The 22,027-nt window shown below is 41.9% G+C and carries 16 protein-coding genes and 1 pseudogene; 9 read left to right on the top strand and 8 right to left on the bottom strand.

Annotated features, from left to right (window positions below; all coding sequences use genetic code 11):
• Positions 1 to 21: 21 nt before the first annotated feature.
• The 3 genes from IQ230_RS15570 to IQ230_RS15560 all read left to right on the top strand — a co-directional run bounded on the left by IQ230_RS15570 (position 22) and on the right by IQ230_RS15560 (position 2,261).
• The gene (locus IQ230_RS15570; RefSeq protein ID WP_193932865.1) at positions 22 to 654 is read left to right on the top strand and encodes a lysophospholipid acyltransferase family protein; all 633 of its coding nucleotides are present in this window, start codon (positions 22 to 24) and stop codon (positions 652 to 654) included.
• Between the two features lie 33 nt (positions 655 to 687).
• On the top strand, positions 688 to 1,725 hold the full coding sequence (locus tag IQ230_RS15565) for an AI-2E family transporter (RefSeq protein ID WP_193932864.1): 1,038 nt from the start codon (positions 688 to 690) through the stop codon (positions 1,723 to 1,725).
• A 242-nt stretch (positions 1,726 to 1,967) separates the two neighbouring features.
• A complete protein-coding gene (locus IQ230_RS15560) occupies positions 1,968 to 2,261 on the top strand; it encodes a DUF2288 domain-containing protein (protein ID WP_099699247.1) in 294 nt (97 codons plus the stop codon).
• A gap of 70 nt (positions 2,262 to 2,331) precedes the next feature.
• Here IQ230_RS15560 and IQ230_RS15555 read toward each other — a convergent pair whose 3' ends face one another.
• Positions 2,332 to 2,874, bottom strand: coding sequence for a YdcF family protein (locus IQ230_RS15555; protein ID WP_228054995.1), 543 nt, complete (start codon positions 2,872 to 2,874; stop codon positions 2,332 to 2,334).
• 857 nt (positions 2,875 to 3,731) lie between these two features.
• On the opposite strand from IQ230_RS15555, the gene IQ230_RS15550 reads away from it, so the two are divergent.
• Positions 3,732 to 4,247, top strand: coding sequence for a hypothetical protein (locus IQ230_RS15550; protein ID WP_193932863.1), 516 nt, complete (start codon positions 3,732 to 3,734; stop codon positions 4,245 to 4,247).
• 198 nt (positions 4,248 to 4,445) lie between these two features.
• Here IQ230_RS15550 and IQ230_RS15545 read toward each other — a convergent pair whose 3' ends face one another.
• Both IQ230_RS15545 and IQ230_RS15540 read right to left on the bottom strand, forming a co-directional pair.
• Positions 4,446 to 5,312 carry a M28 family peptidase gene (locus IQ230_RS15545; protein ID WP_193932862.1) on the bottom strand — a complete coding sequence of 289 codons (867 nt, stop codon included), beginning with the start codon at positions 5,310 to 5,312 and terminating at the stop codon, positions 4,446 to 4,448.
• 6 nt (positions 5,313 to 5,318) lie between these two features.
• A complete protein-coding gene (locus IQ230_RS15540) occupies positions 5,319 to 6,197 on the bottom strand; it encodes a PhzF family phenazine biosynthesis protein (RefSeq protein ID WP_193932861.1) in 879 nt (292 codons plus the stop codon).
• Positions 6,198 to 6,555: 358 nt separating this feature from the next.
• Between IQ230_RS15540 and IQ230_RS15535 the strand changes: the two genes are divergently transcribed.
• Positions 6,556 to 7,323 (top strand): MHYT domain-containing protein, encoded by a 768-nt coding sequence (locus IQ230_RS15535; protein ID WP_193932860.1) that lies wholly within the window; start codon positions 6,556 to 6,558, stop codon positions 7,321 to 7,323.
• A 50-nt stretch (positions 7,324 to 7,373) separates the two neighbouring features.
• Here the strand turns inward: IQ230_RS15535 and trpE are convergent, their stop codons facing one another.
• The 3 genes and pseudogenes from trpE to IQ230_RS15520 form a co-directional block, all read right to left on the bottom strand.
• Positions 7,374 to 8,891, bottom strand: coding sequence for an anthranilate synthase component I (trpE, locus tag IQ230_RS15530; protein ID WP_193932859.1), 1,518 nt, complete (start codon positions 8,889 to 8,891; stop codon positions 7,374 to 7,376).
• 407 nt (positions 8,892 to 9,298) lie between these two features.
• A pseudogene (gene psaD / locus IQ230_RS15525) lies at positions 9,299 to 9,718 on the bottom strand (photosystem I reaction center subunit II); the annotation flags it as partial.
• 223 nt (positions 9,719 to 9,941) lie between these two features.
• Positions 9,942 to 11,972 carry a DICT sensory domain-containing protein gene (locus IQ230_RS15520; RefSeq protein ID WP_193932857.1) on the bottom strand — a complete coding sequence of 677 codons (2,031 nt, stop codon included), beginning with the start codon at positions 11,970 to 11,972 and terminating at the stop codon, positions 9,942 to 9,944.
• A 172-nt stretch (positions 11,973 to 12,144) separates the two neighbouring features.
• Between IQ230_RS15520 and IQ230_RS15515 the strand changes: the two genes are divergently transcribed.
• The 4 genes from IQ230_RS15515 to pgmB all read left to right on the top strand — a co-directional run bounded on the left by IQ230_RS15515 (position 12,145) and on the right by pgmB (position 19,390).
• Complete coding sequence (locus IQ230_RS15515; protein WP_193932856.1) at positions 12,145 to 12,288, top strand: hypothetical protein; 144 nt, start codon at positions 12,145 to 12,147, stop codon at positions 12,286 to 12,288.
• Positions 12,289 to 12,438: 150 nt separating this feature from the next.
• Positions 12,439 to 13,464, top strand: coding sequence for a glycosyltransferase family 4 protein (locus IQ230_RS15510; protein ID WP_193932855.1), 1,026 nt, complete (start codon positions 12,439 to 12,441; stop codon positions 13,462 to 13,464).
• A gap of 413 nt (positions 13,465 to 13,877) precedes the next feature.
• Positions 13,878 to 16,172: an amylo-alpha-1,6-glucosidase gene (locus tag IQ230_RS15505; RefSeq protein WP_193932866.1), complete on the top strand. Its 2,295-nt coding sequence runs from the start codon at positions 13,878 to 13,880 to the stop codon at positions 16,170 to 16,172.
• 257 nt (positions 16,173 to 16,429) lie between these two features.
• Entirely contained in the window at positions 16,430 to 19,390 is a 2,961-nt protein-coding gene (pgmB, locus tag IQ230_RS15500; protein ID WP_193932854.1) for a beta-phosphoglucomutase, read from the top strand.
• A 41-nt stretch (positions 19,391 to 19,431) separates the two neighbouring features.
• Here the strand turns inward: pgmB and IQ230_RS15495 are convergent, their stop codons facing one another.
• Both IQ230_RS15495 and IQ230_RS15490 read right to left on the bottom strand, forming a co-directional pair.
• Complete coding sequence (locus tag IQ230_RS15495; RefSeq protein WP_193932853.1) at positions 19,432 to 20,490, bottom strand: methyltransferase; 1,059 nt, start codon at positions 20,488 to 20,490, stop codon at positions 19,432 to 19,434.
• 166 nt (positions 20,491 to 20,656) lie between these two features.
• Complete coding sequence (locus tag IQ230_RS15490) at positions 20,657 to 22,018, bottom strand: ATP-grasp domain-containing protein (RefSeq protein WP_193932852.1); 1,362 nt, start codon at positions 22,016 to 22,018, stop codon at positions 20,657 to 20,659.
• Positions 22,019 to 22,027 lie beyond the last annotated feature (9 nt).

The following is a 22,027-nucleotide window of genomic DNA, read 5'->3' as shown; positions in this document are numbered from 1 at the left end:
CCTCACCCCTCACCCCTGCTTATGGCTCGAAGCCGCGAACCTTTTGTTAGTCTGCTCCTCTATTACGCCTTCAAGTGGTCAGTTGTTAACCCCATGCTCCGCATTTATTTTCGCGGTCATGTTTATGGTGCAGAAAATGTTCCCCAAAAGGGACCTTTAGTAGTTGTCAGTAATCATGCAAGTGACTTCGATCCGCCAATTCTTTCATGTTGTGTAAGAAGACCTGTTGCTTACATGGCAAAAGAGGAATTATTTCGTATTCCTGTTTTCAGTAAAGCAATTGAATTATACGGTGCTTATCCAGTTAAACGCGGTTCTGCCGATCGCAGTGCAATCCGTGCAGCTGTGAAGTATCTTGAAGATGGATGGGCTGCTGGTGTTTTTTTACAAGGTACTCGCACACCTGATGGCAGAATTACAGAACCAAAACTTGGTGCAGCCTTAATTGCCGCTAAAACAAACGCACCACTTCTACCCGTTAGTTTATGGGGAACTCAAAATATTCAAAGTTCAGCAATACCTCGCTCAGTACCAATTACAGTCCGAATTGGTCAGGCTATACCGCCACCAAGTTCAACAGACAAAGCAGAACTTCTTGCAGTAACGCAACAATGTGCAAATGCGATCGCCTTTCTACACGACTTAGGTCGCTAACCATCATTTTTAGCTATTGCCTGACCTATATTCATGAGTGAACCACCTGTAAAACATTTTTGGGACAGACTAAACAACTCAGCTCTAGTTCGCTTTTTGTTACTGTTTGCTTGTGGTTGGGCTTTAATTTTACTTTTAGACTATTTTCAAACTGTTATTATCATCTTTACTTCAGCAGCAATCTTAGCTTTTTTATTAAGCTACCCAGTGCAATGGCTGCGACGCTTTTTACCTCATAGTTTAGCTGTTATCATTGTTTTTTTACTCAGTCTTGTAGTGATTGCAAGTCTAACGATTACTGTAGGTTTAGCTGTTCTATATCAAGGTCAACAATTAATTGATAGCGTAACAGTTTTTTTGAATTCTCTAGCACCATTAGTTGGTCAAGCGGAAGCTTTTTTACGCGAACGTAACTTACAAGTAAATTTAGAGGGAATTGAAGAACAAATCCGCAATCAAGCTTTAGGATTAATTTTTTCTAGTTTGGCTACCTTACAAGTATTTTTAGCTAATCTAGTCATAATGATTTTGATTGCAGTTGTTGCCTTATTTATGCTACTTGATGGCGAAAGATTATGGAGACTGCTCTTAAAATTTGTACCAAACCAGCAGCGATCGCGTTTAACAGGTGTGATTAAGCGCAAGTTTTTAGGTTTTTTTAGAGGTCAGTTCATCTTAATGGTATTTTTAACCGTTGCTAGTTTTTTGGTTTTTGTAGTGTTAAGAGTCCCTTTTCCATTGGTCTTAGCAATTATTATAGGAGGTTTTGATGCTATTCCTGGTATTGGAGCTACTCTAGGTGTCAGCATCATTACTCTAATTGTTTTATCGCAAAGTGTTTGGTTAGCTTTTAACGTCTTAACTGCTTGTATTATTTTACAACAAATTCAAGATAATTTAATAGCTCCGCGTGTAATGCAAGATTCACTTAATCTTAATCCTGTTGTCGTGTTTTTTGCTTTGTTAGTAGGAGCAAGAGTTGCTGGAATTTTAGGTATCTTTATTGCAATTCCTTTAGCAGGAGTCATTGTAACTTTGTTTGAAATTGATGAAATGAAAGCAGAGGTATAAATATAATGCTTATGAATGATTCGTGAACTTAACAATGTGTTAGCAGAAGGGCTAATAGCTAATGGTTAAGCCAATGAATAAGTTTTCTCCTATTAATTAGCAATGAACAGTTAGCAAGTTCAAGGAGCTGTTCATAACTCAAATAGAAACACTATAGTGAGTATAAAGACATCCACTCACTATCAATTATCATCTTTGTTAAAATAGTAAGATAAGCATAGAGGCAAATAACTTTTTGAGTAATGCAAGATTTAAGAGCAGAATTAGTAGAAAGTTTAGATGAAGCAGAATGGAATTGGTTAATTCCTCATGTGCAGCGTGATGCGGTGATTGTTGTAACAGAACAACTCGATCTAGTTGATGTTGGCGTAGCCCTTGCGAGCGATAATGTTACTTCAGTACAAAGCTGGATTGAGGAGCAATTGATTCACAAACCTTCAGTTAGTCAATTATCAGACTGGAATGGCGATCGCACAAAGCGATTCAATAGCCTAATTGTCCAACCCTTTGTTCTGATTCAAGAACTACCTGCTTAGTAACAGAGAAGTTTTCAATAAGAAGGTTCAACTCAAAACTTACCACTAACTACTAACCGTCAACTACTCTTTACTCCTTTCTTCCTAAACTAGGAAGAGAAGCACCTGTACGACCAGTTGTTAACCAAAGCAATGCTCTGGCTCCATCCCGTATCGCTTTCTCTACAGGTTCGGGAGATTCGTCGGATGGTACAGATACAGGTTGAAATTCTACTCCTCGACTTCCTAAGACAATACTACCGATAATTTTGGCACGACGCATATGGTAGTCAGAAGTCACTAAATAGATTTTGCTAATTCCTTGAGCTTGAAACTCATCAACTAGTGTGGTGAAGTTCGTCACCGTATCTACAGCACGATAATCTAAATGTAAACGATTCAAATCAACCCCAGCGTCGGTAAATACACCTTCTGCGTAGTCTTTTGGGGTTCCGCCAGAAATCCAAACTGGAATATTTGGATGCTTTCGCGCGAATTGCGCTGCAAACTTTTCTCGTCTGGTAGAACCGCCAAGTACCAGTATGGCTTGAGGCTGTTCAAACCGACCTTTGATTTCTTGATAACCTAATAAAAAAATCAGTGGTAGAACTAGCATGAGACACTGAAATGACATCGCTGCGAATGCGGAGGTTTTCCTTGCATTGTTAGCTGTCCTGCTTCTAGATTTACGTCTGTTCAAGGACGAATAACGTTGCTTCCTCAAATAGCTACTTTTACTCAACAGCACGATTATTTAGATTAGCAGGCAACGGGACTGGCCAGATTCGAACCGGCGACCTAGCGCTTCAGATTTGTGTGAGTTTCCTCACTCTCTGGACTATACCTTCACCATAAGCATGAACGCTCTTAGGTGGCGATCGTCTAGTCTCTACACCTTCCCAATCTTAAATTTTGGATTGAAGTTAATCAAAAAAATGTAACCTCAAATCCACAATTGGGCTTGGCTCGGTATTCCCATGAAGTTTTTCAACGTCTATAACCTAAATTAATCTAGGTGTCTAACATTAAAGGCTAGCTTTTTAGGGTTCACCGACTTTGACCACATTCACACATAAAGTTTCCCCTATGGTGCCCGATAGTTCAGGAGGCGCTCGCTCTATCCTGCTGAGCTACAGCCCCATTTTTTTAACCATTATAGTCTTAACTAACGTCAGAAAGTCTCTATTCCGAGTGCCTACGAGTGATTTGTTTTTCTAATCTTTGTCTAACAGCTTTTTAGCTTAAATGTATTATTTAGTACAAAATGATGCAAGTAAAATAATGGTTATATCTTGATTAATGAGGAAATCTATCAAACAACTAACTTACCGCTAGTGTCTTTTGCTACTTAAGTCTAGATAAAAAATCTTCGTAGGCAGAATGAGGAAATTGCATTAAGGTACTAGGAATTGACTCAACTTAGAGGTGCTATGCCAAGCAGTAATTTCTAACCTCAGACAAAGTAGGCAATATACAAGGAAAAAAACCAATATGCTCAAGCAACTTTTGACAGGTAGTTCTGTTCTTGCTTTTTTAATAACAAGCAGTGTATCTGCACAAGCCAGACCAAAAGAACTAATGTTGCAGGCTCAATTGGAAGAGACACCTACCACAATTCCTGCACCAGATGCTTCTACGACTCCTCCTGGTACTGGTGCAAGCCCGACTCCTGAAGGTGTAACAACTCCAGGTTCTGATGATACAACGGTTCCCACACCGGATGGCTCTACGACTCCTGATACAGGAACTACCCCAGAATCAGATAGCACGACTCCTACTCCAGGTGGCGTAACAACTCCTGAAGGTATAACAACCCCAGATTCTGATGATACAACGGCTCCCACACCGGATAGCTCTACAAACCCAACACCAGACGATTCAGCTATTACCAACCCAGCAGGTACCTCTGAAACTTCGGCTTGTGAGCCTATTCCCACTGCAAGCCCTAGTGGTGGAGCTACCAGAGAGATAATTCAAGCTCAGCAAGCTTGCAATCAGGCGCTGTAGTTTGCATTATGATGTATATTATCTGAGTTAGGAGGCTGCTATAAAAATAGCATTATAGAGCCATATCTAATTCTTAGTATTAAACTACGATCGAGTGGTAGGCTGGATAATTTTTTAAAATAATTAATAGATAGTCTACCCTCGTTCTTTGATGAACCTTAGACATACTGGTCAATGAATTTGATTATTGTATCAGCATCATAAATATCGTAATCCTTGCACTAGTCCATAACAAATACCTGTAAGAAAATCCAAGTTAAGCGTTTCGATTGTATCGCTAGCTTTGTGATAGTGAGGATTTCGTAGCAGCGCTGTATCCGTGATCATTATTGCTGGATAGCCTTGATCCCAAAAGTGAGCGTGATCGCTTAACCGAGTTTGGGGAACAATTAAACCTTTATTGAATATAGGTAGCCACCTACTCGAAACTCCTGCTTTATTTATACTGTTACTCAGGCGAATTAAATCAGGAATTGTAGGCAAGTTGCCAATTAAGCCAATAAAATCGCCACAATTGGGATATAAACGTTCTAATACTGGCAGAGGATATTGTTGTGAACCTGGAGTACGATCGCAGTAACCTAACATCTCTAATGAAATCATCAAACGTAGTGGTTGGTGATGTTGACGTAAATGAGCTGCGTACTCTGAAGCACCTGAACCACCAACTAAACCGTACTCTTCTAAATCAAAGGCAACCAAACGAAGGGGATATCTTGCAGGTTCGCTAGCAAAGATTTTGGCTAATTCCAATAAAACTGCAACACCTGTCGCATTATCGTCTGCACCTGGTGTTCCTGGGACAGTATCGTAGTGCGCGCCGATGAGAATAGGAGCGCGATCGCCCCTTTGTTTACCAGGCAAATCCAAAATAAAGTTGTGATGCGTTTTCCCTCTAACAGTAAAATCAAAACTTTCTACAATTCCGTATTTTTCTAACTGTTGATAGATGTATTTTTGAACAAAAAAATGCCCTGCTGTTGCTAGATAAGGATCGCGATCGCGTACTATTTCTTGCAAATGAGAATGTAAATGTTCTTTTAAATCAAGTAACACTGAATTCATTGGCGCTTAAATAAACTCACCGCTAGCAACCATAACGACACTACCACCAACAAAAACTTCTATTTCTGTATCAGTTCGTTGCGCTTTTAGTAACAACAGCGAAGGTCTACCTATTTCATATCCTTGTTCAACTCGCAAATCAATTGAGTCAGCACTAAAGTAAGCATATTTCACTAAATATCCTGCTAAACAACCATTTGCACTACCTGTTGCTGGATCTTCTGGAACACCAACAGCATCAGCAAATACCCTAACACTCAAGTCATCTTCAGATTTGTTGGTTTCTGAGCAAAAGACAAGAATTGCTTTTGCTTTGGTATGACTTACTAATTCAAAGTATTTATCTCTGTTAATCTTAATACGCTTTAAACTTGAGTGTGTTTTTAAAGGAACAATGATAAATGGTATTCCTGTCGAAACTTCTTGAATTGGGTATCTAGCATCAATCTCTGTCGAATCTAAATTAAGAACTTGAGCCAGTGCATCTGCTGCAAAAGTTTGATGGTAGCTTGGTGGCTTTTGCTGCATCCATAATTCTTCTACACTCTCATTTAAATAATGAAGAGTTACAGGTATTTGCCCAACTTGTAAGTTTAAAATAATCCGATTAACTGCTAGTTTAATAATTTCTTTTTGCAGTATATAAGCAGTACCTAAAGTAGGATGTCCAGCAAAAGGTAATTCTTGCTCTGGTGTAAAAATCCGTACATCATAACCTCCTTCTCGAATATCTGTTGACGTAATAAAAGTTGTTTCTGAATAGTTTATTTCTTTAGCAATCTTTTGCATTTGTTGAGTTGAAAGTACACCTTTTTCAATGAAAACTGCTAGTTGATTACCGGCATACTTTTCTTGTGTAAAAACATCTACAATATAAAATTTCATTGTTGTATCCCGATGAATCAAAATAAATAGGTTAGCGTAATTCTTGATTGTACATTTTATACTAGTTAATAGTTAATTGTTGCTTTACTGCCATTGACTATTAACCTATAGTTACGTTTATTTTCATTTACTTAATTTGATGTACGTAGATTCACTTAACTAAAACTATCTTCCTTAAAATAAAGAATAGAGGCATCAGTATAATTTCTATTGAGAAGTTATAAAACTGGATGCTAAATTTAGCAAACATGTCGGATTCAGTCATTATCCAAACGTAGTTAGCAACGAATCTAAAAACTCTGAACTACTTACGAAATAGAGAATATCCTACACTATTTGCTAAACAAAATATAGAAACATGACAGTTATATACAATCCTTATTTAGTTATTGTCTCAGCATTTATTGCTGTACTTGCTTCTTACACAGCACTTGATCTTGCAGGTCGAGTGGCAACTTCCAAAGGTGCCGATCGCAAAGTATGGCTTGTAGGAGGTGCGATCGCAATGGGAACAGGCATTTGGTCAATGCACTTTATTGGCATGCTTGCTTTCTCATTACATAGCTCAGCACAACAAATTCCAGTCGGTTATAATCTGCCGATGACAATCATCTCATTATTAGCAGCAGTATTTGCCTCTGGATTGTCACTATCACTTGTGAGTCGTCCTCGCGTAGGTTTACCAACTTTGCTAACTAGTGCAGTTTTTATGGGTGTTGGTATTGGTGTGATGCATTACCTCGGTATGGCAGCAATGCAAATGAGTGCAACAATTCGCTACGATCCTACTTTGTTTTTACTTTCAGTAGCACTTGCAGTTGTGGTATCGCTAGTAGCATTAAAGCTATCGATCAAATTCCGCCGCCAGACTCAGAATGTTAACAAAAAGCCACAGCTAATTATAAGTGCTTTGATTATGGGTGCTGGAATTTTATCTCTACACTATACTGGCATGGCAGCAGCAAGATTCATAGAAGATTACGAACGCTACGTCGTTGCAAGTGCAAGCATTAACAACAGTTCCTTGGCATTTTACGTTGCTTGCTTCACGTTTTTGATCTTGGGTACAACCTTGGTTATCACTTCTGATAAAGCTGGTAGAGAGTACAGTATGCGAGATTTCTAAGTGGATCTACCAAATTAAATATTAACTTTAGGGTAGGCATCTTGCCTGCCCTATTTGATTCGCAAACAGCGAATTGCTTCTAAAAGTCCCCTAGCTTTGTTTAGGGTTTCTTCATATTCTCGATCAGGGTTAGAATCAGCAACTAAACCAGCCCCTGCTTGAACACTCACAGTTTGGTTGCGGACAATCATTGTGCGAATTGCGATCGCGCTATTGAGTTGTCCTTCAAAATCGTAATAACCATACGCACCAGAATAAGGACCGCGACGACATTTTTCAAGCTCATAAATAATTTCCATTGCCCGAATCTTTGGTGCGCCGCTGACTGTTCCAGCAGGAAAGCAAGCCTTGAATAAATTCCAAGCACTTTGTCCAGAAGCAAGTTTTCCCACAACATTACTGACGATATGCATAACGTGAGAATAATGCTCAACCACCATTAATTCATCAACTTTCACCGTACCGCTTTGACAAACACGTCCGAGATCGTTGCGTCCCAAATCAACAAGCATCACGTGTTCTGCAACTTCCTTAGGATCTTGTAATAAATCTTCAGCCAACGCAGCATCTTCTTGCGGTGTCTTACCACGAGGGCGCGTTCCGGCGATTGGTCGTACCGTTGCTATAAGGCTACCACTCTCATCGCGTTCTGCTTTTACCATGACTTCTGGACTAGAACCAATAATCTGCCAATCATGGAAGTGAAAGTAAGCCATGTATGGTGAAGGATTAATTAAGCGTAGAGAACGATACAGCGAAAACGGATCGCCTGAGTAATGAGTAGAGAGTCGCTGTGAGAGAACAACTTGAAAAATATCTCCTGCATGAATATATTCTTTTGCTTTTTGGACATTGGCACAATAGGCACTGCGCGAGGTATTGCTGGTATAATCCAGCTTGGGGCTATTACTAGTACCTGGTGGAGTCCATTCTAAAACTGTATTTTGGGACGATAAAGAAAGCTGTAGTTTATTGACCATTTGAGCAACACGGCTTTCAGCTTTTTGATAAGCTTGCTGAAGATTACCTTGCGCCTCGCGTAAATCAGCATAAGCAACTGCCCAGATTTTGCGTTTGACTTGATCAAAAATCAGAAGATGATCGACCTGCATCCACAATCCATCAGGTAAATCTGTTTCACTTGCTTTATGTACTGGAACTCGCGGTTCAATCCAACGAATTAACTCATATCCCCAGAAACCAAACAATCCACCGATTCCTGGAGGAAGTTGAGGTAACTTAACAGGATGATAAGGTGCTAAACACTCTGCCAAAGCTGTAAAGGGATCGCCCTCAAAAACAATCTCCGAACCATCTCGATGACGCTGTGTTGTACGATTTCCTCTTGCTTCTAAAATCCATAGAGGATCGCATCCGACAAAGCTATAACGTCCAATATTCTCTCCACCTTCTACCGATTCTAATAAAAAGCTATACGGCTGATTCCAGCAGACTTTGTACCAAGCAGAAACAGGTGTATCTAAATCAGCAACCCATTCTTGATACACTGGCACAAAGTTGCCCTGCTGAGCCAAGGCTGAAAACTGGGAAAAATCGGGAAAAACCATAATGATGAGTTATCAGCCACGAATTGAGCTGTCATTAAATTTTTCAAGCACAAAAGCCAGAAGGCAGAGTTGTGCTTTTAGCTACTCTAACTTCTGGCTCCTACTCATGATTGAGAGGTCAGGGTTCAGGGGTTGGCAATTGGAGAATTTCCATGATTAAAACTAGGAAATTTAACACAATTGATGCACTGCTTTAGTTGCACTTTAGTTTTCTCATTTGAGATTGCTGTTCAACCTCAATTTTGTTCCCATCCCGAAACGGCTGAGTTAAAGTAACTCATCCTGATTCTTGATTCGATCAGGAATTGGACAAGGACACCTTACATCTCAATACCTTGTCGAGGCAGTGAGCCAGATTTTGTATCTTGAGTACCTTTGCCAGCTTCGCTAGATCTTGGTGTTGTAGCCTCGTAGGTCTTGGTATCGCTAAATTTTAGCTTAGCTGGATCGGGATTTTTGCCAATGTTACGGTCAATGTAGCCCACTTTTTGACGTCCTTCATTAACTTTTTCTGGAAAGACACCATCGCTTGGGTGGAGATATTGAACCTCACCGTTAGGATAAACGCGGTAAATTTTATAATCTGTAATCCTGAATTTTGCTCGTAACTGCTGACCTCCTAAAGCAATACAATACTCTTTACGTGGCAGTTCTAGCTTGTTCGGACCTTGCCGCATGATGGCACTACCACCTGTCGGCATTTCAAATACTTGCTCTTTAGGGCTAGTCCACGTAATAACATACTTTTCTTCTCGATATGCTTTTGTTAATAAGCCGCCGGTGCTACCACCGAAAATTGGTGTTTGACCCGAAAGTTCTTCTGCCATAAGTTAACTTCCTTGAGGTTTTTAGGGCATCGTAGCACCGCGATTGCCCCTATCTCACTACTATGTTAGGAACTGTTACAGTTGAGCTTGGAGAGTTATGAGTCGTGAAGTGTTGAGTTATAAGTTAAGAAAACTCAAAATAATTGCCTCCGGCACCTTTCTTCGCTTTCCAAAACTTCAAAACTAATCACTCACCCCTCACTCCTTACCCCTCGCCCCTAACTTACTGCTCTTGGCGATTTTCACTAATGGGAACTGTAAAGTGAAATTGACTACCTTGATTTTTGCCTGCAGATTTCGCCCAAATTTGACCGCCCCAATTATTCACAATTTGACGACAAATTGCTAATCCTAGACCCGTACCACCCGCTGTACGACGTAGTGCACCTTCTTCTTGATAGAAGCGGTCAAAAACAACTTCTAAACGCTTAGGTTCGATTCCACGCCCTGTATCAGCTACAGTAACCTCAAGCATTTGGCTGTCGTAGCAATGGGCAGCGATCGTAATTTGACCATTTGGTGGAGTAAATTTACAAGCATTGTCGAGTAGTTTAGAAATAACTTCCACAAGCCAATCGCCATCAACTCGCACTAGTGGTAATGTTTCGGGCACTTGAATAACAATTTCTGGCAAATCTTTAGCGATTGTCCGCGTACGAATACGGCTAATTGCCAGGCTAATGCACTCTTCTAAGGGTAAAGACTCTAAGTGCCACTGAATCCGTCCGCTTTCTAAATTTGACAATGTCAGGAAATCTTGAATCAATTTCCGCATCCGCTCTGAGTCTGCTAAGGCAGTATTTAGCATAACTTGTTGTAGTTCGAGCGGCATATCAGGTTCGCTTGCCAGACTCTCTAAACAAACTTGAATAGTAGATAGCGGTGTGCGTAACTCATGACCAGTAATCGCAATTAAATTGCTGCGGGTGCGGTCTAAAGCTTCTAGCTGCTGATTTAAGTCTTCTAAGTTAGTGTAAGCTTCAGCTTGAATCAGGGTAGCACCAACTTGAGTTGCGATCGCTTCTACCAATGCGACGTCATCTTTTTGCCATTGGTAAGTTGTCGCGCCACAGTGATGTAACTCGATAATTCCCAACAATTTACCTTGATACAGTATTGGTACTATTAGCCAAGAACGAATAGCCGCTTGCTCAACAAACGCTGCCAAAACTTGAGATTTACTAATTTGTTCGTTTGTTTGTGCGTCAGCAACATAAACTCGCTCTTGCTGCTGTACGACTGTTTGAAACAAAGGGTTGTGCTGTAAAGGTACCGTTTGTTCACTGAGCAAAGACACTAAGGAGCTGACAAACTCATGACTAATTGTCGCTGTAGCATCTGTTGATTGTGCCCGATAAATAATACATCGGCTTGCATAAACTGCTTGTCCTAACTGCTGTACTGCAACCTTTAAAATTTCTTGAGGGTGTAGCGGTTGACCGGTATCACTACCACGACGGATTGCTGCAGTGATTGAGTTTACCAATCGTTCTTTACGCTCTTGCAAAGCAATTGAACCGTAGGCTTTGAGCAGTTTGTATTGACTAGCTTGAAGATATGTTACCAATCGCTGGACAAAAGGATCAGAGTCAACCTGCTCAGACGAACTGTGTTGCTTGGCGATCGCTTGGCGTGTTGATTTAGCTGAAGAAGCCGCACTTCTAGAAAAGCGAAAAAGACCAAAGTAGCGCTGTGCTTGACTAACTTTAGTCTGTAATTCAGGTCTATATACCAAAATCCGTTGTAGTAATATGTCCGCAGCAATGTGACTAACTTCTCGATCTGAAGTCCAAATTCCCTCAAATTGGCGTGCTGGGTCCATATCAAAACTTACTGGCAGCTCGGCTGAATAGAGTTCCAGAGCTGGGTTTTGTCGTTCGCGGCACACTAAACAAGTTGTGTAATGCCGCGCGATGACAACTAAATGCCATTCGTGCCGTAGGGCATCTTGCTGTGGATCAAAAGCTATTGTTTCATAGTCTTCTGAAGCATTGCTAAAATCAGTTTCTGCTGCTGCTAGAACATAAACTTGATTACTTTGGCGGGCGAGTCGCCGGTAACGATTTGCTTCTTGACGATAAAAACTTTCTCTTTGGAAGCTAGCAATTAGTAACGGATTCTCAACAGTCGCCGCCAACACTTGATCTTCCATAGCGTGAGACAGAGCCGTTAAAGAAGATTTGAAATAAATTTGGGCGCGCAATTGAGGTACGGCTTGCAGCAGCTCACTCAGCACTGAAGTTTTGATGCTCATGCGGTCTTTTTCTCTCACTGCGCCTGAATCTCCCACCGCTCTCTTTCGCCATCATAGCTATCTGGAAACGAATTAATTTCCACTACTGTAAGTTTTTGTAGCGGAAGCGTTACCATTTTCAGATGAAATAACATTCCTCTCAAATTATCCTACCGATCTTGGTGCAATCGCGTTGCTAATCATTGCGATTTACTTGAAGAAATTAGCGATTACCCAAGAGCGATCGCTTTTGTTGCAGTTTCTTTACATCATCTGTGATGACAAATATCCTCCTGCTCAAAGTAGGGCAACTCAAGCTACAATGCTGAAAATTTAGATTGTTATTGAAAAACTTATACTTACTACATCCATCTAATGGTATATCTGCATAGAGACGGTAATGCTTTGTTAAGTATAAGCAAATTATACTGGCATTATACTTAACGCCAGTCCGGTTGATGATCCTGTTATTGGTGCATACCTTGTAATGAAAATTGCCCAAGTTGCTCCTTTATGGGAGCGTGTTCCGCCTTTTCGCTATGGCGGCATTGAACTCATTGTCAGTTTGCTGACAGATGAATTAGTCCGCCGCGGTCATGAAGTAACTTTGTTTGCCTCTGGTGACTCGATTACAACAGCAAATTTAGTGTCAGTACACGAACAAGCTTTACGGCTCGATCCTGGCATTAAAGAACCTGGTATCTATGAGCAATTGATGCTGACTGAAGTCTATAGCTCAGCCCATCATTTTGATATCATTCATTCGCATGTTGGTTGTGCAGCACTGCCATACACAAGTTTTAGCAAAACGCCGACAGTACACACGATGCATGGGATCTTCACTCCTGATAACGAAAAAATGTTTCGCCGTTTTGCTTGGCAACCATATATCAGTATCAGTGAGGCACAAAGAGAACCTCGGTTGGGGTTAAACTACATTCATACGGTTTACAACGGTATTGATACGTCTGTCTATCCGCTTCAATCTGAACCAGCACAACCTGCATATCTTGCTTTTGTCGGCAGGCTTTCCCCTGAAAAAGGACCGCTACAAGCTATTCAAATCGCGCGGGCAGCTGGCTTACCACTGAAAATGGCTGGTAAGATTGATGCTGTTGACCGCGACTTTTATCGCGAACAGATCGAATCAGAAATCGATGGTGAGCAAATTCAGTATTTAGGCGAGGTTTCTCACGAACAGAAAGTCCAGTTACTTAGTGGAGCTACAGTAACACTCTTTCCCATCACCTGGCGCGAACCTTTTGGGTTGGTGATGATTGAATCTATGGCAACAGGTACGCCAGTCATTGGTATGGCACTTGGCTCGGTACCAGAAGTTATTGCTCACGGCAAAACTGGTTTTGTCTGCCGCTCACTTGAGAAGATGATTGAGGCAATTCCCGAAGCAATTAAGCTTGACCGACAGACTTGCCGAGATTACGTTGTGAACCATTTTAGTGTTCAATCGATGACAGATGAATACGAAAAAGCGTTTCAAATGGTAATGTCTTGACAACTAAGTAGTGTCAGCCAAAATGTAAACGTCAAAAAGTCAAAAGTCACTGTTGATCGCCTCTGGCTTTTGACTCCTTGCTAGTAGAACCCAACTATAATTTAGCTATTATTATTAAATATATTTACAATAGTTTATAAATAATCAGTCAAATTTCAGAAATGAAGTAAAGTGAAAGGCTAACAATCGCCTATTTTCAATAATGTCAGTTGCTAACTAGTTAAAGCTGAAAGTAGATATCATGAAGAATCTTGTCAATTTTTCATCTTGAGTGTAAGTTGTACAACTTACTTCGGTCGTGTAATGAAGTTATGTAAGGATTGCTATTGAGCAGTTGTTTGATAGGTTAAACACTGTAGAAGCAGTTAACAGCCCGAGAAATGTAAATCATTGTGGAATCGGAAATATTTGGCATGACACCAGATACGCTGATGACAACAGACAAACTCGAACTAGACGGGAGAATTTTTGTTCCTGCACAACAGTTACCGATTCCCGAGTGGCCTTGTGTCCTAAGTGAGCGACCGCAACCAACGCTTACAGTCAAAGATGACGATTTATTTCTAGTCACTGATACGCTAGGAAATGTTTCTGGTTGCATGGGGGCAACAGACGAACAAAAAGCAAGCATGGGGCTTTTTTGCAATGATACTCGGTTTCTCAGTCGGCTAGAGTTGCAAATTGAAGGGCGATCGCCGGTACTACTCAGCAGTACTGCTGATAAGGGTTTTTCTCTATCGATTTTATGTACGAATCCAACAATTGAGAACCGTTTAAAATCTGATGCACTGGGAATTCGCAGAGAAATTGCCCTAGGAGGAGCGCTGTTTGAAGAAATTGAAATTACGAATTATAGTACCAGCTCAGCTAGTTTTGAGCTAAGTCTGAGCTTTGATGCCGATTTTATTGATTTATTTGAAATTCGAGGTTTTCAGCGGGAAAAACGCGGTAGGCTCTTACGTCTTGCTGAACCATCAACCAAACCTCCAGAAGATGCATCATCTCGTGATGGAGCTTACCTACTGTGCTATCAAGACGCCCTAACGCTAGCTTACCAAGGCTTGGATGGAACGTTGATGGAATCGCGAATTCAGTTTCAATACCTACAGCCGAAATCCTTCAAAGGCTACACAGCAATTTGGCAAATAGAACTAGCTTCTCATCAAACACAAAAGTTGGGCTATCGGCTTCAAATGCTGACCAACAGTCAGCAAGCGTCAACTGTCAGTGCTCCTATGACATTAGTACAGGCGAAAGCTGCTGAGTTATTAGAAGAGCAAAGTTGGCGACACCATATTACGCAAATTCGCTCGGATAAAGTCATTTTTAACCGAACAATTGAACGCGCTGAGCAAGATTTATATCTCTTGCGACAATCGATCGGTAAAAGATTTGGTAGCTGCAAAGTTGTCTCTGCCGGTGTTCCCTGGTTTTCCGCACTATTTGGACGCGATTCACTGATTACAGCGTCTCAAACGCTAATGTTGAACCCTGCGATCGCACGGGAAACACTCACCATTCTTGCTGCTTATCAAGGTAAAATAGAAGATGAGTGGCGCGAAGAACAACCAGGTAAAATTCTGCACGAGTTACGTATGGGTGAAATGGCACGTTGCCAAGAAATTCCCCATACACCCTACTACGGCACAGTAGATGCAACTCCTTTGTGGTTGATGCTCTACGCAGAGTATTACGCCTGGACACACGATAACGAAACCCTAGAGCAACTGTGGTCGAACGCACTAGCGGCAATGGAATGGATTGACCGCAATTGCGAACAGACCGGCTATCTTAGCTATTTTCGGACTTCCCGTCGTGGCTTAGTTAACCAAGGGTGGAAGGACTCAGGTGACTGTATTGTAGACCGTCACGGGCACTTAGCAAATGGTTCTATTACCTTATGTGAAGTTCAAGCGTACGTCTATGCAGCAAAAGTGCGGTTAGCAGAAATAGCGCGCATGAAAAAGCGGATCGACCTAGCAGAACGCTGGCAAGAAGATGCCAACCTTCTTAAGGAGCGATTTAATCGTGACTTTTGGATGAAAGACCAAGATTACTGTGCTTTAGCTTTAGATGGTGAAGGCAAGCAAGTTGATAGCATCACTTCTAATCCTGGTCATTGTCTACACCTGGGCATTCTCACACCAGACAAAGCCTACAGCGTAGCTGAACGGTTGCGAGGACCTGATATGTTCAACGGTTGGGGTATTCGGACCCTAAGTAGTTTGTCCCCAGCATATAATCCAATGGGATATCATATTGGCTCAGTTTGGCCGCATGACAATGCGATGATTGCTATGGGCGTGCGATCGCTAGGATTAATCGATCAAGCTCTTGAGCTTTCTCAAAGTATTCTAGAAATGACTCAACGCCAGCCTTATCAGCGCCCACCTGAGCTGTTTTGCGGCTATGAACGCACAAACGATAATGACCCAGTACAGTATCCAGTAGCTTGTTCGCCACAAGCCTGGGCAACAGGAAGCATTTTCCAACTTTTACAAATGATGGTGAACTTAGTTCCTGATGCTAAAAACAACTGTTTGCGAATCATTGATCCTGCTTTACCAGAATCAATCAACACTCTGTCGGTACACAACTTACGCGTTGGACCTACTTTACTAGACTTGGAGTTTGAGCGTTCGGGCAATACTACTGCGTGTCGCGTTGCTAGAAAACGCGGAAACCTTAGAGTTGTTATTGAAGCTTAAGTGTAGGAGTGACTCTAGTGATTAGTGAATAGTTCGATCTTTCACTAGCATTGGCAAATTTAAGTAACACTGGTGTGCAGTAGCCAATAGCCACTCACAACTAGCCACTATCACTTGCAAATTTTAACAACACTTTATTGCGTTTTGTATAGTTTTACTTCGGTTTTCGTAAATTCCCTGCGGATATCTATCTAAAGGGGAATGCTATAGAAAGAGATTTTTGTATTGTACGATACCCACAGCGAGACGATCTAGTCATGGACTACAGCGGTTGGAATATTTTTGAAACTCAATTTGACCCAGCAGAACTGCACCACAAGGAAACTTTGTTTACCTTAGGTAACGGTTATCTGGGCACGCGTGGCAGCTTTGAAGAGGGCTACCCAAATACCAGCGCAGCGACCCTAATTAATGGCGTGTACGATGATGTTCCGGTTATGCATACGGAACTAGTTAACTGTCCAGATTGGTTGCCGTTAACAGTATACATAGGGAGCGATCGCTTTTGTCTCAGTCAAGGCGAGATCTTAGATTATCAGCGCCAGTTAGACCTCCGCTGGGGTATCGTGAGCCGTGACGTGTTGTGGCGTAGTCCTGGTGGGCATACCGTAAAGTTCCACTTTGAACGCATGATTAGTATGGCAGACGACCATGTTTTGGTGCTGCACTGCCAGATAACGCCCGTAGACTTTACGGGAGCGATCGCGGTCGAAGCTAGCATCAATGGTAACGTAGATAATCACGGCGTTAAACATTGGAGTTGGCTTGAACAAGGTGGTAGCAATAATAACGCCTGGTTACATCAGCGCTGTAACCATTCAAAAATTGAGCTAGGAATGGCGTTTCAACTAGCGTGTTCGGAAGCAACACCCGTTAAATTTATAGGAGAGGCTGGTAGTCCAACGTTAACAACAGTATTTCAGGCACAGCCAGGCAAGACTGTCACCCTAGAAAAAATTGTGACTGTTTTTACTTCACTTGAAGCAAACCAACCTGTGTCAGCAGCCCAAGAAAGACTGGCGAGTTTACCAAGCTATACAACTTTACTTGCAGCTCACGGTGCAGTATGGGACGATCTATGGCAAGACTGCGACATTGCAATCGTAGGCGACTCCACAGCCCAAATTGCTATTCGTTACAATCTGTTTCAAATCCTCGCCGCCGCACCACGACATAACAACCGCGTCAGCATTCCGGCAAAAACATTATCGGGTTTTGCTTATCGCGGTCACGTATTTTGGGATACCGAGGTTTTTATTGTTCCCTTCTTTACGTTTACACAACCACAAATTGCCCGTAACTTGCTGTCTTATCGCTACCACACCTTGGAAGGTGCCAGACGCAAAGCCCAAGCAGCAGGATATGAAGGTGCAATGTATGCGTGGGAAAGTGCAAATACAGGTGATGAAGTGACTCCGCGTTGGGTATTTGGTCCTGATGGAGAACCTGTACGCATTTGGTGTGGTGATATTGAAGTTCATATTAATACAGATATTGCTTACGCGGTTTGGCACTATTGGCAAGCAACGCACGATGATGATTGGATGCAACGCGAGGGTGCAGAAATTGTCCTCGACACTGCAGTTTTTTGGGGTAGCCGCGTTGAATGGAACGGCGATCGCCAATGCTATGAAATTCGCGATGTCATCGGTCCAGATGAAAACCACGAGCGCGTTGATAACAATACTTTTACTAACCGCATGGCGCAGTGGCACTTGGAAAGTGCTTTAGCTGTATATAATTGGTTGCATCAACATTATCCAGAACGAGCAGCAGAATTAGCGCAGAAGTTAGATATTAGACCAGAGCGGACAAAGCGTTGGTCGCATATTATCCGCCATATGCTAGTAGTTCAACCAACAGAGACAAAAGTTATTGAGCAATTTGAGGGCTTCTTTGATTTAGAAGACATTGACTGGACAGATTATCAATGGCGTACGCAGTCGATGCAAGCCATTCTCGGCGTTGAAGGGACAAATGAAAAGCAGATTTTGAAGCAGCCAGATATTTTAATGCTGCTGTACTTGTTGCGAGATACTCCGTTGAAAACTGAAATGACCGCCCAACAGCGGCCTCAGTTGTTACAAGCAAATTGGGATTATTATACTCCCCGTACCGATCACACCTATGGATCTTCTTTAGGACCTGCGATTCATGCAATCTTGGCTTGTGAATTAGATGAACCTATGACAGCTTACGAACATTTTATGCGGGCAGCACTAGTAGATATCAAAGATGTTCGTGGTAATGCAGGTGAAGGCGTTCATGCAGCATCAGCTGGTGGAATATGGCAAGCTGTTGTCTTTGGTTTTGCTGGTGTCCGTTTGACTGAAGCAGGACCAATTGTCGATCAATCTCATTTACCATCAAACTGGACCCGTTTGCAGTTTAAGCTGCAATGGCGTCAACGGTGGTACAAGTTTGACATCTCACCCGATGCCGTAATTATGACAACACAAAAACCGGAAGTATCAGGAATATCTTCTGAGGGGTTGAATCAAGTAAAACCAAATATGGCACTGAGCGATCGCTGTACGATAACTCCACTGCGAGGCGTCATTTTTGATTTAGATGGTGTTTTAACAGATACCTCAGAGTATCATTACTTAGCCTGGAAACAACTCGCAGACGAAATTGGAATTGCCTTTGACCGTCAAGCTAACGAGCAAATGCGGGGATTGTCACGCCGCGATTCGCTGTTACATATGTTAGGTGATTGCGCTGTGAGTGAAGCAGAACTTCAAGAGATGATGGTTCGCAAAAACAGTTACTATGAGCAATTAATTCAAAATCTTACGCCAGCCGATTTACTTCCAGGAGCACTTGCTTTATTAGATGAACTTCATGCTGCGGACATTAAAGTCGCGATTGGTTCATCGAGTAAAAACGCTCGCCTTGTGTGTCAACGCTTAGGAATTGCTGAGCGATTGAATGCGATCGCTGACGGTTACAGTGTCGAACATCATAAGCCAGCTCCTGATGTCTTTCTGTATGCTGCTGGTCAGTTAGGATTGCAGCCACACGAATGTCTTGTTGTGGAAGATGCTAGTTCAGGAGTTGCCGCCGGATTAGCTGCCAAAATGTGGGTTTTGGGGCTTGGTCCAGTAGAACGTGTTGGAGATGCTCATATCATCCGAGATAACTTAGCAGGACTAAACTGGCAACAACTTTTAATAGAGCTAGAGCAATCTCAAACACTTGTTTGTCTTGAAAGCTAGCATACTATTGGGGCAGGATGCCTGCCCCTAGCTTCTGAATTTCAATCTACTAAACCAAATTCCAAGGCTGAGAGATTAGTTCCCGTAGGCACGACATTTTCAAGTTGGAAACCGCTTGCTGTGAATAAGCGTTCATATTCTTTCTGAGTACGCCACGCACCACCAGGAACTGCCACCATAATCTGTGTCGCAAATAGTGATGGAATAATACCATCAGGACAAACTGTCGGCTCACCTAAATCTGGAACAATACACTGCAATAAAACTACCTTGCCATGTTTTGGTAGTGCTGCTTTACAATGACGCAGTATCGCGAGTGCATCTTCATCTTTCCATGAAGATAGGAAATACTTCATCACAATTGCATCAGCCCCAGTAGGCAATCCCTTAAAAACATCACCTGTTACGATTTGAACTGCATCAGCTGCAACGCCTTGTTTTTCAATGTGTGCGGGTGCTGTTTCTGTAACATACGGTAAATCAAATAAGATACCTTTACAGCCAAAGCGCTTAACGATCTTAGAAATGAGTCCGCCTTGACCACCACCAACATCCATGACTGTATTAAAGCGGCTAAAATCAAAAACATCGAGCAATGCATCAACAGCATGATCGGTTAAAAAACTCATAGCTTTGATGAAAACATCGCCACTCCAATCTTCATCTCGTGTAAATTCATAAACCGTCTTGCCATTAGCACGCTCAAACGGCACTTCTCCGGTATGTAAGCACGTCTCCAACACTTTCCAAGCATCCCACTGTGCTGGTTCAATAATGTGCATCGCAAAATGCCCGATCGAAGGTCCAGCATTTGTGACTAGCAGTTCAGACACTTCTGTTGCCGCAAAAACTCTTCCTGGCTGTTCTTCCAGCACTCCTAAGTGCCCTAAAGCACGTAATATAATATAAAGTTTGTCAACCTTAGTTGCAGTCTTTTCTGCTAAGGTTTCAATACTTTGCGATCCTTCAGACAATATATTAAAAATATCTAGGCGTGTTGCCACATGTAAACACTGACTTTCCCAGAAAGCTTGGATCATGCCAAAAACTTTCTTTTTGGCTTCCATGTTGTTAGTTTTTTGAGCGAGTGTAGTTGTCATTGAAACTCCGCTATGAATGTAATACCGTTTCGCTTTAGAGTTGCTTAAATAACTAGCAGGGGAGCAAAGCAGAGAGGAGAATTATGATTTGCTGCAACTCAATGGGTAGAAGATTATTTTGCTTTGAGCCTAGCTAATAGTTAGCTGTTAGCTGGCTTTTAAGACTTCAATCGCCTCCTAACTGCACCAGCTTGCCAATGTTGAAGTCAATACGTTCCCAGCCTTTGAATTGACGCACGTTGTTGAGAATTAGCAAAGGAATTTGCCAGTGATTGACTCCGAGAAATGGCAATGGATCGCGAGGATGAAAAACTGGATCTATACCATTGAAAATAATGCTGAGCCGATACTGAAAATCTCTCCAAGTCTTAATATTCAGTAACCGCCAAAGCTCGTGAAATGTCCAATAAGTAGGCTTACTATCAGGTAGAGGCTGCACAGGTTCTTTTGGTGCTTGTGCACTACTACTGAGATAAGCATCTGCCACTACCTTTGGTTGGTCGTGGAACATAGTGATACAGGTACTTGTTCGCGGATTACATTCAATCGGATAAACTGTACCATCCGCTGCTTGAATAAAGTCCAAACAAATTTGCCCTGTCAGGTTGAGTTCTTTGACAAAGCGACTTACCCAATCCAAAATTGCGGGATTGTAGTCGTGTTCGTAGTTAACCAAGAAATCACAGGATTTGGCACAAGCATAAAGCAGTAACTGTCCATCTCTAACAACAGCGTGAGTACAATACTCTTGCCCTTTGAGAAACTCCTGCATAATCCAGGGATTTTCCTCGCTGATTGGCAGACTGTAAACATACTCAGCCATTTCTTCAGCAGCACAGGGCAACTTCAGCAAAGCTAAGCGATTGATTGAGTCGTAGGCAATGCTTTTAAGAATGTACTGACTTCCATCAGCAGCAAAATCAAATTGGAGAACTTGATCTGGATCGGTAATTAAGAAGGTTTTTGGCGCAGATAGTCCTACAAAATGTGCTTTTTGGTTAAAAGTGAACTTGTTGTCTAGTAGCTTAGTTGTCTCAGCATCAAACGCAAATACTTCGCAATAGGGCGACAATGCTGGTTTGGCTAAAGAGTCATAATAGCTAGCAACTGGGCTAGATACAGGAATGAACATATCAATTTTTTCTTTCTTGACAATGTTCAGTAGCCCCTGAATGTAGCCCTCAGTATCGTGTTGGGGTGCAGGAACGGTGTACAAAGCTTCTACACAGTTAGAAAACTGATTGCCTGATAACCAGTACTTTTTGGTTTCTACCATGAAAACGCGATGCCCAGCTGCGTGAAACGATCGCGCCAGAGTTAAGCATTTTGTCATCTTAGCACCAGTAAGCAAAATCCTTTTCGGATTTGCCTGTACGCGACGCTGAAATAAGCTTGTTAGCAAACTCCATAACAGCGTGAAGACAACAACGCTCAAAGAAAATGGAAATGCTAATAAAAGTAAAGTCAGAGTACCAAGGCTCTTGAGTAAAGCAAAAGCCTGCTTGCGGGGAGTTTGTACTGATTCCATAATGACCTA

This window comes from Gloeocapsopsis crepidinum LEGE 06123 (assembly GCF_015207655.1).
GTDB classification, from domain to species: domain Bacteria; phylum Cyanobacteriota; class Cyanobacteriia; order Cyanobacteriales; family Chroococcidiopsidaceae; genus Gloeocapsopsis; species Gloeocapsopsis crepidinum.
This window is presented reverse-complemented; position numbering and strand designations above follow the sequence as displayed.

Coding starts and splice junctions, on each gene's coding strand:
- IQ230_RS15560 (WP_099699247.1), top strand. CDS start 1,968: ATGCAAGATTTAAGAGCAGAATTAGTAGAAAGTTTAGATGAAGCAGAA.
- trpE (WP_193932859.1), bottom strand. CDS start 8,891: ATGGTTTTTCCCGATTTTTCCCAGTTTTCAGCCTTGGCTCAGCAGGGC.
- IQ230_RS15535 (WP_193932860.1), top strand. CDS start 6,556: ATGACAGTTATATACAATCCTTATTTAGTTATTGTCTCAGCATTTATT.
- IQ230_RS15545 (WP_193932862.1), bottom strand. CDS start 5,312: ATGAATTCAGTGTTACTTGATTTAAAAGAACATTTACATTCTCATTTG.
- IQ230_RS15555 (WP_228054995.1), bottom strand. CDS start 2,874: ATGTCATTTCAGTGTCTCATGCTAGTTCTACCACTGATTTTTTTATTA.
- IQ230_RS15565 (WP_193932864.1), top strand. CDS start 688: ATGAGTGAACCACCTGTAAAACATTTTTGGGACAGACTAAACAACTCA.
- IQ230_RS15550 (WP_193932863.1), top strand. CDS start 3,732: ATGCTCAAGCAACTTTTGACAGGTAGTTCTGTTCTTGCTTTTTTAATA.
- IQ230_RS15520 (WP_193932857.1), bottom strand. CDS start 11,972: ATGAGCATCAAAACTTCAGTGCTGAGTGAGCTGCTGCAAGCCGTACCT.
- pgmB (WP_193932854.1), top strand. CDS start 16,430: ATGGACTACAGCGGTTGGAATATTTTTGAAACTCAATTTGACCCAGCA.
- IQ230_RS15570 (WP_193932865.1), top strand. CDS start 22: ATGGCTCGAAGCCGCGAACCTTTTGTTAGTCTGCTCCTCTATTACGCC.
- IQ230_RS15490 (WP_193932852.1), bottom strand. CDS start 22,018: ATGGAATCAGTACAAACTCCCCGCAAGCAGGCTTTTGCTTTACTCAAG.
- IQ230_RS15495 (WP_193932853.1), bottom strand. CDS start 20,490: ATGACAACTACACTCGCTCAAAAAACTAACAACATGGAAGCCAAAAAG.
- IQ230_RS15505 (WP_193932866.1), top strand. CDS start 13,878: ATGACACCAGATACGCTGATGACAACAGACAAACTCGAACTAGACGGG.
- IQ230_RS15540 (WP_193932861.1), bottom strand. CDS start 6,197: ATGAAATTTTATATTGTAGATGTTTTTACACAAGAAAAGTATGCCGGT.
- IQ230_RS15510 (WP_193932855.1), top strand. CDS start 12,439: ATGAAAATTGCCCAAGTTGCTCCTTTATGGGAGCGTGTTCCGCCTTTT.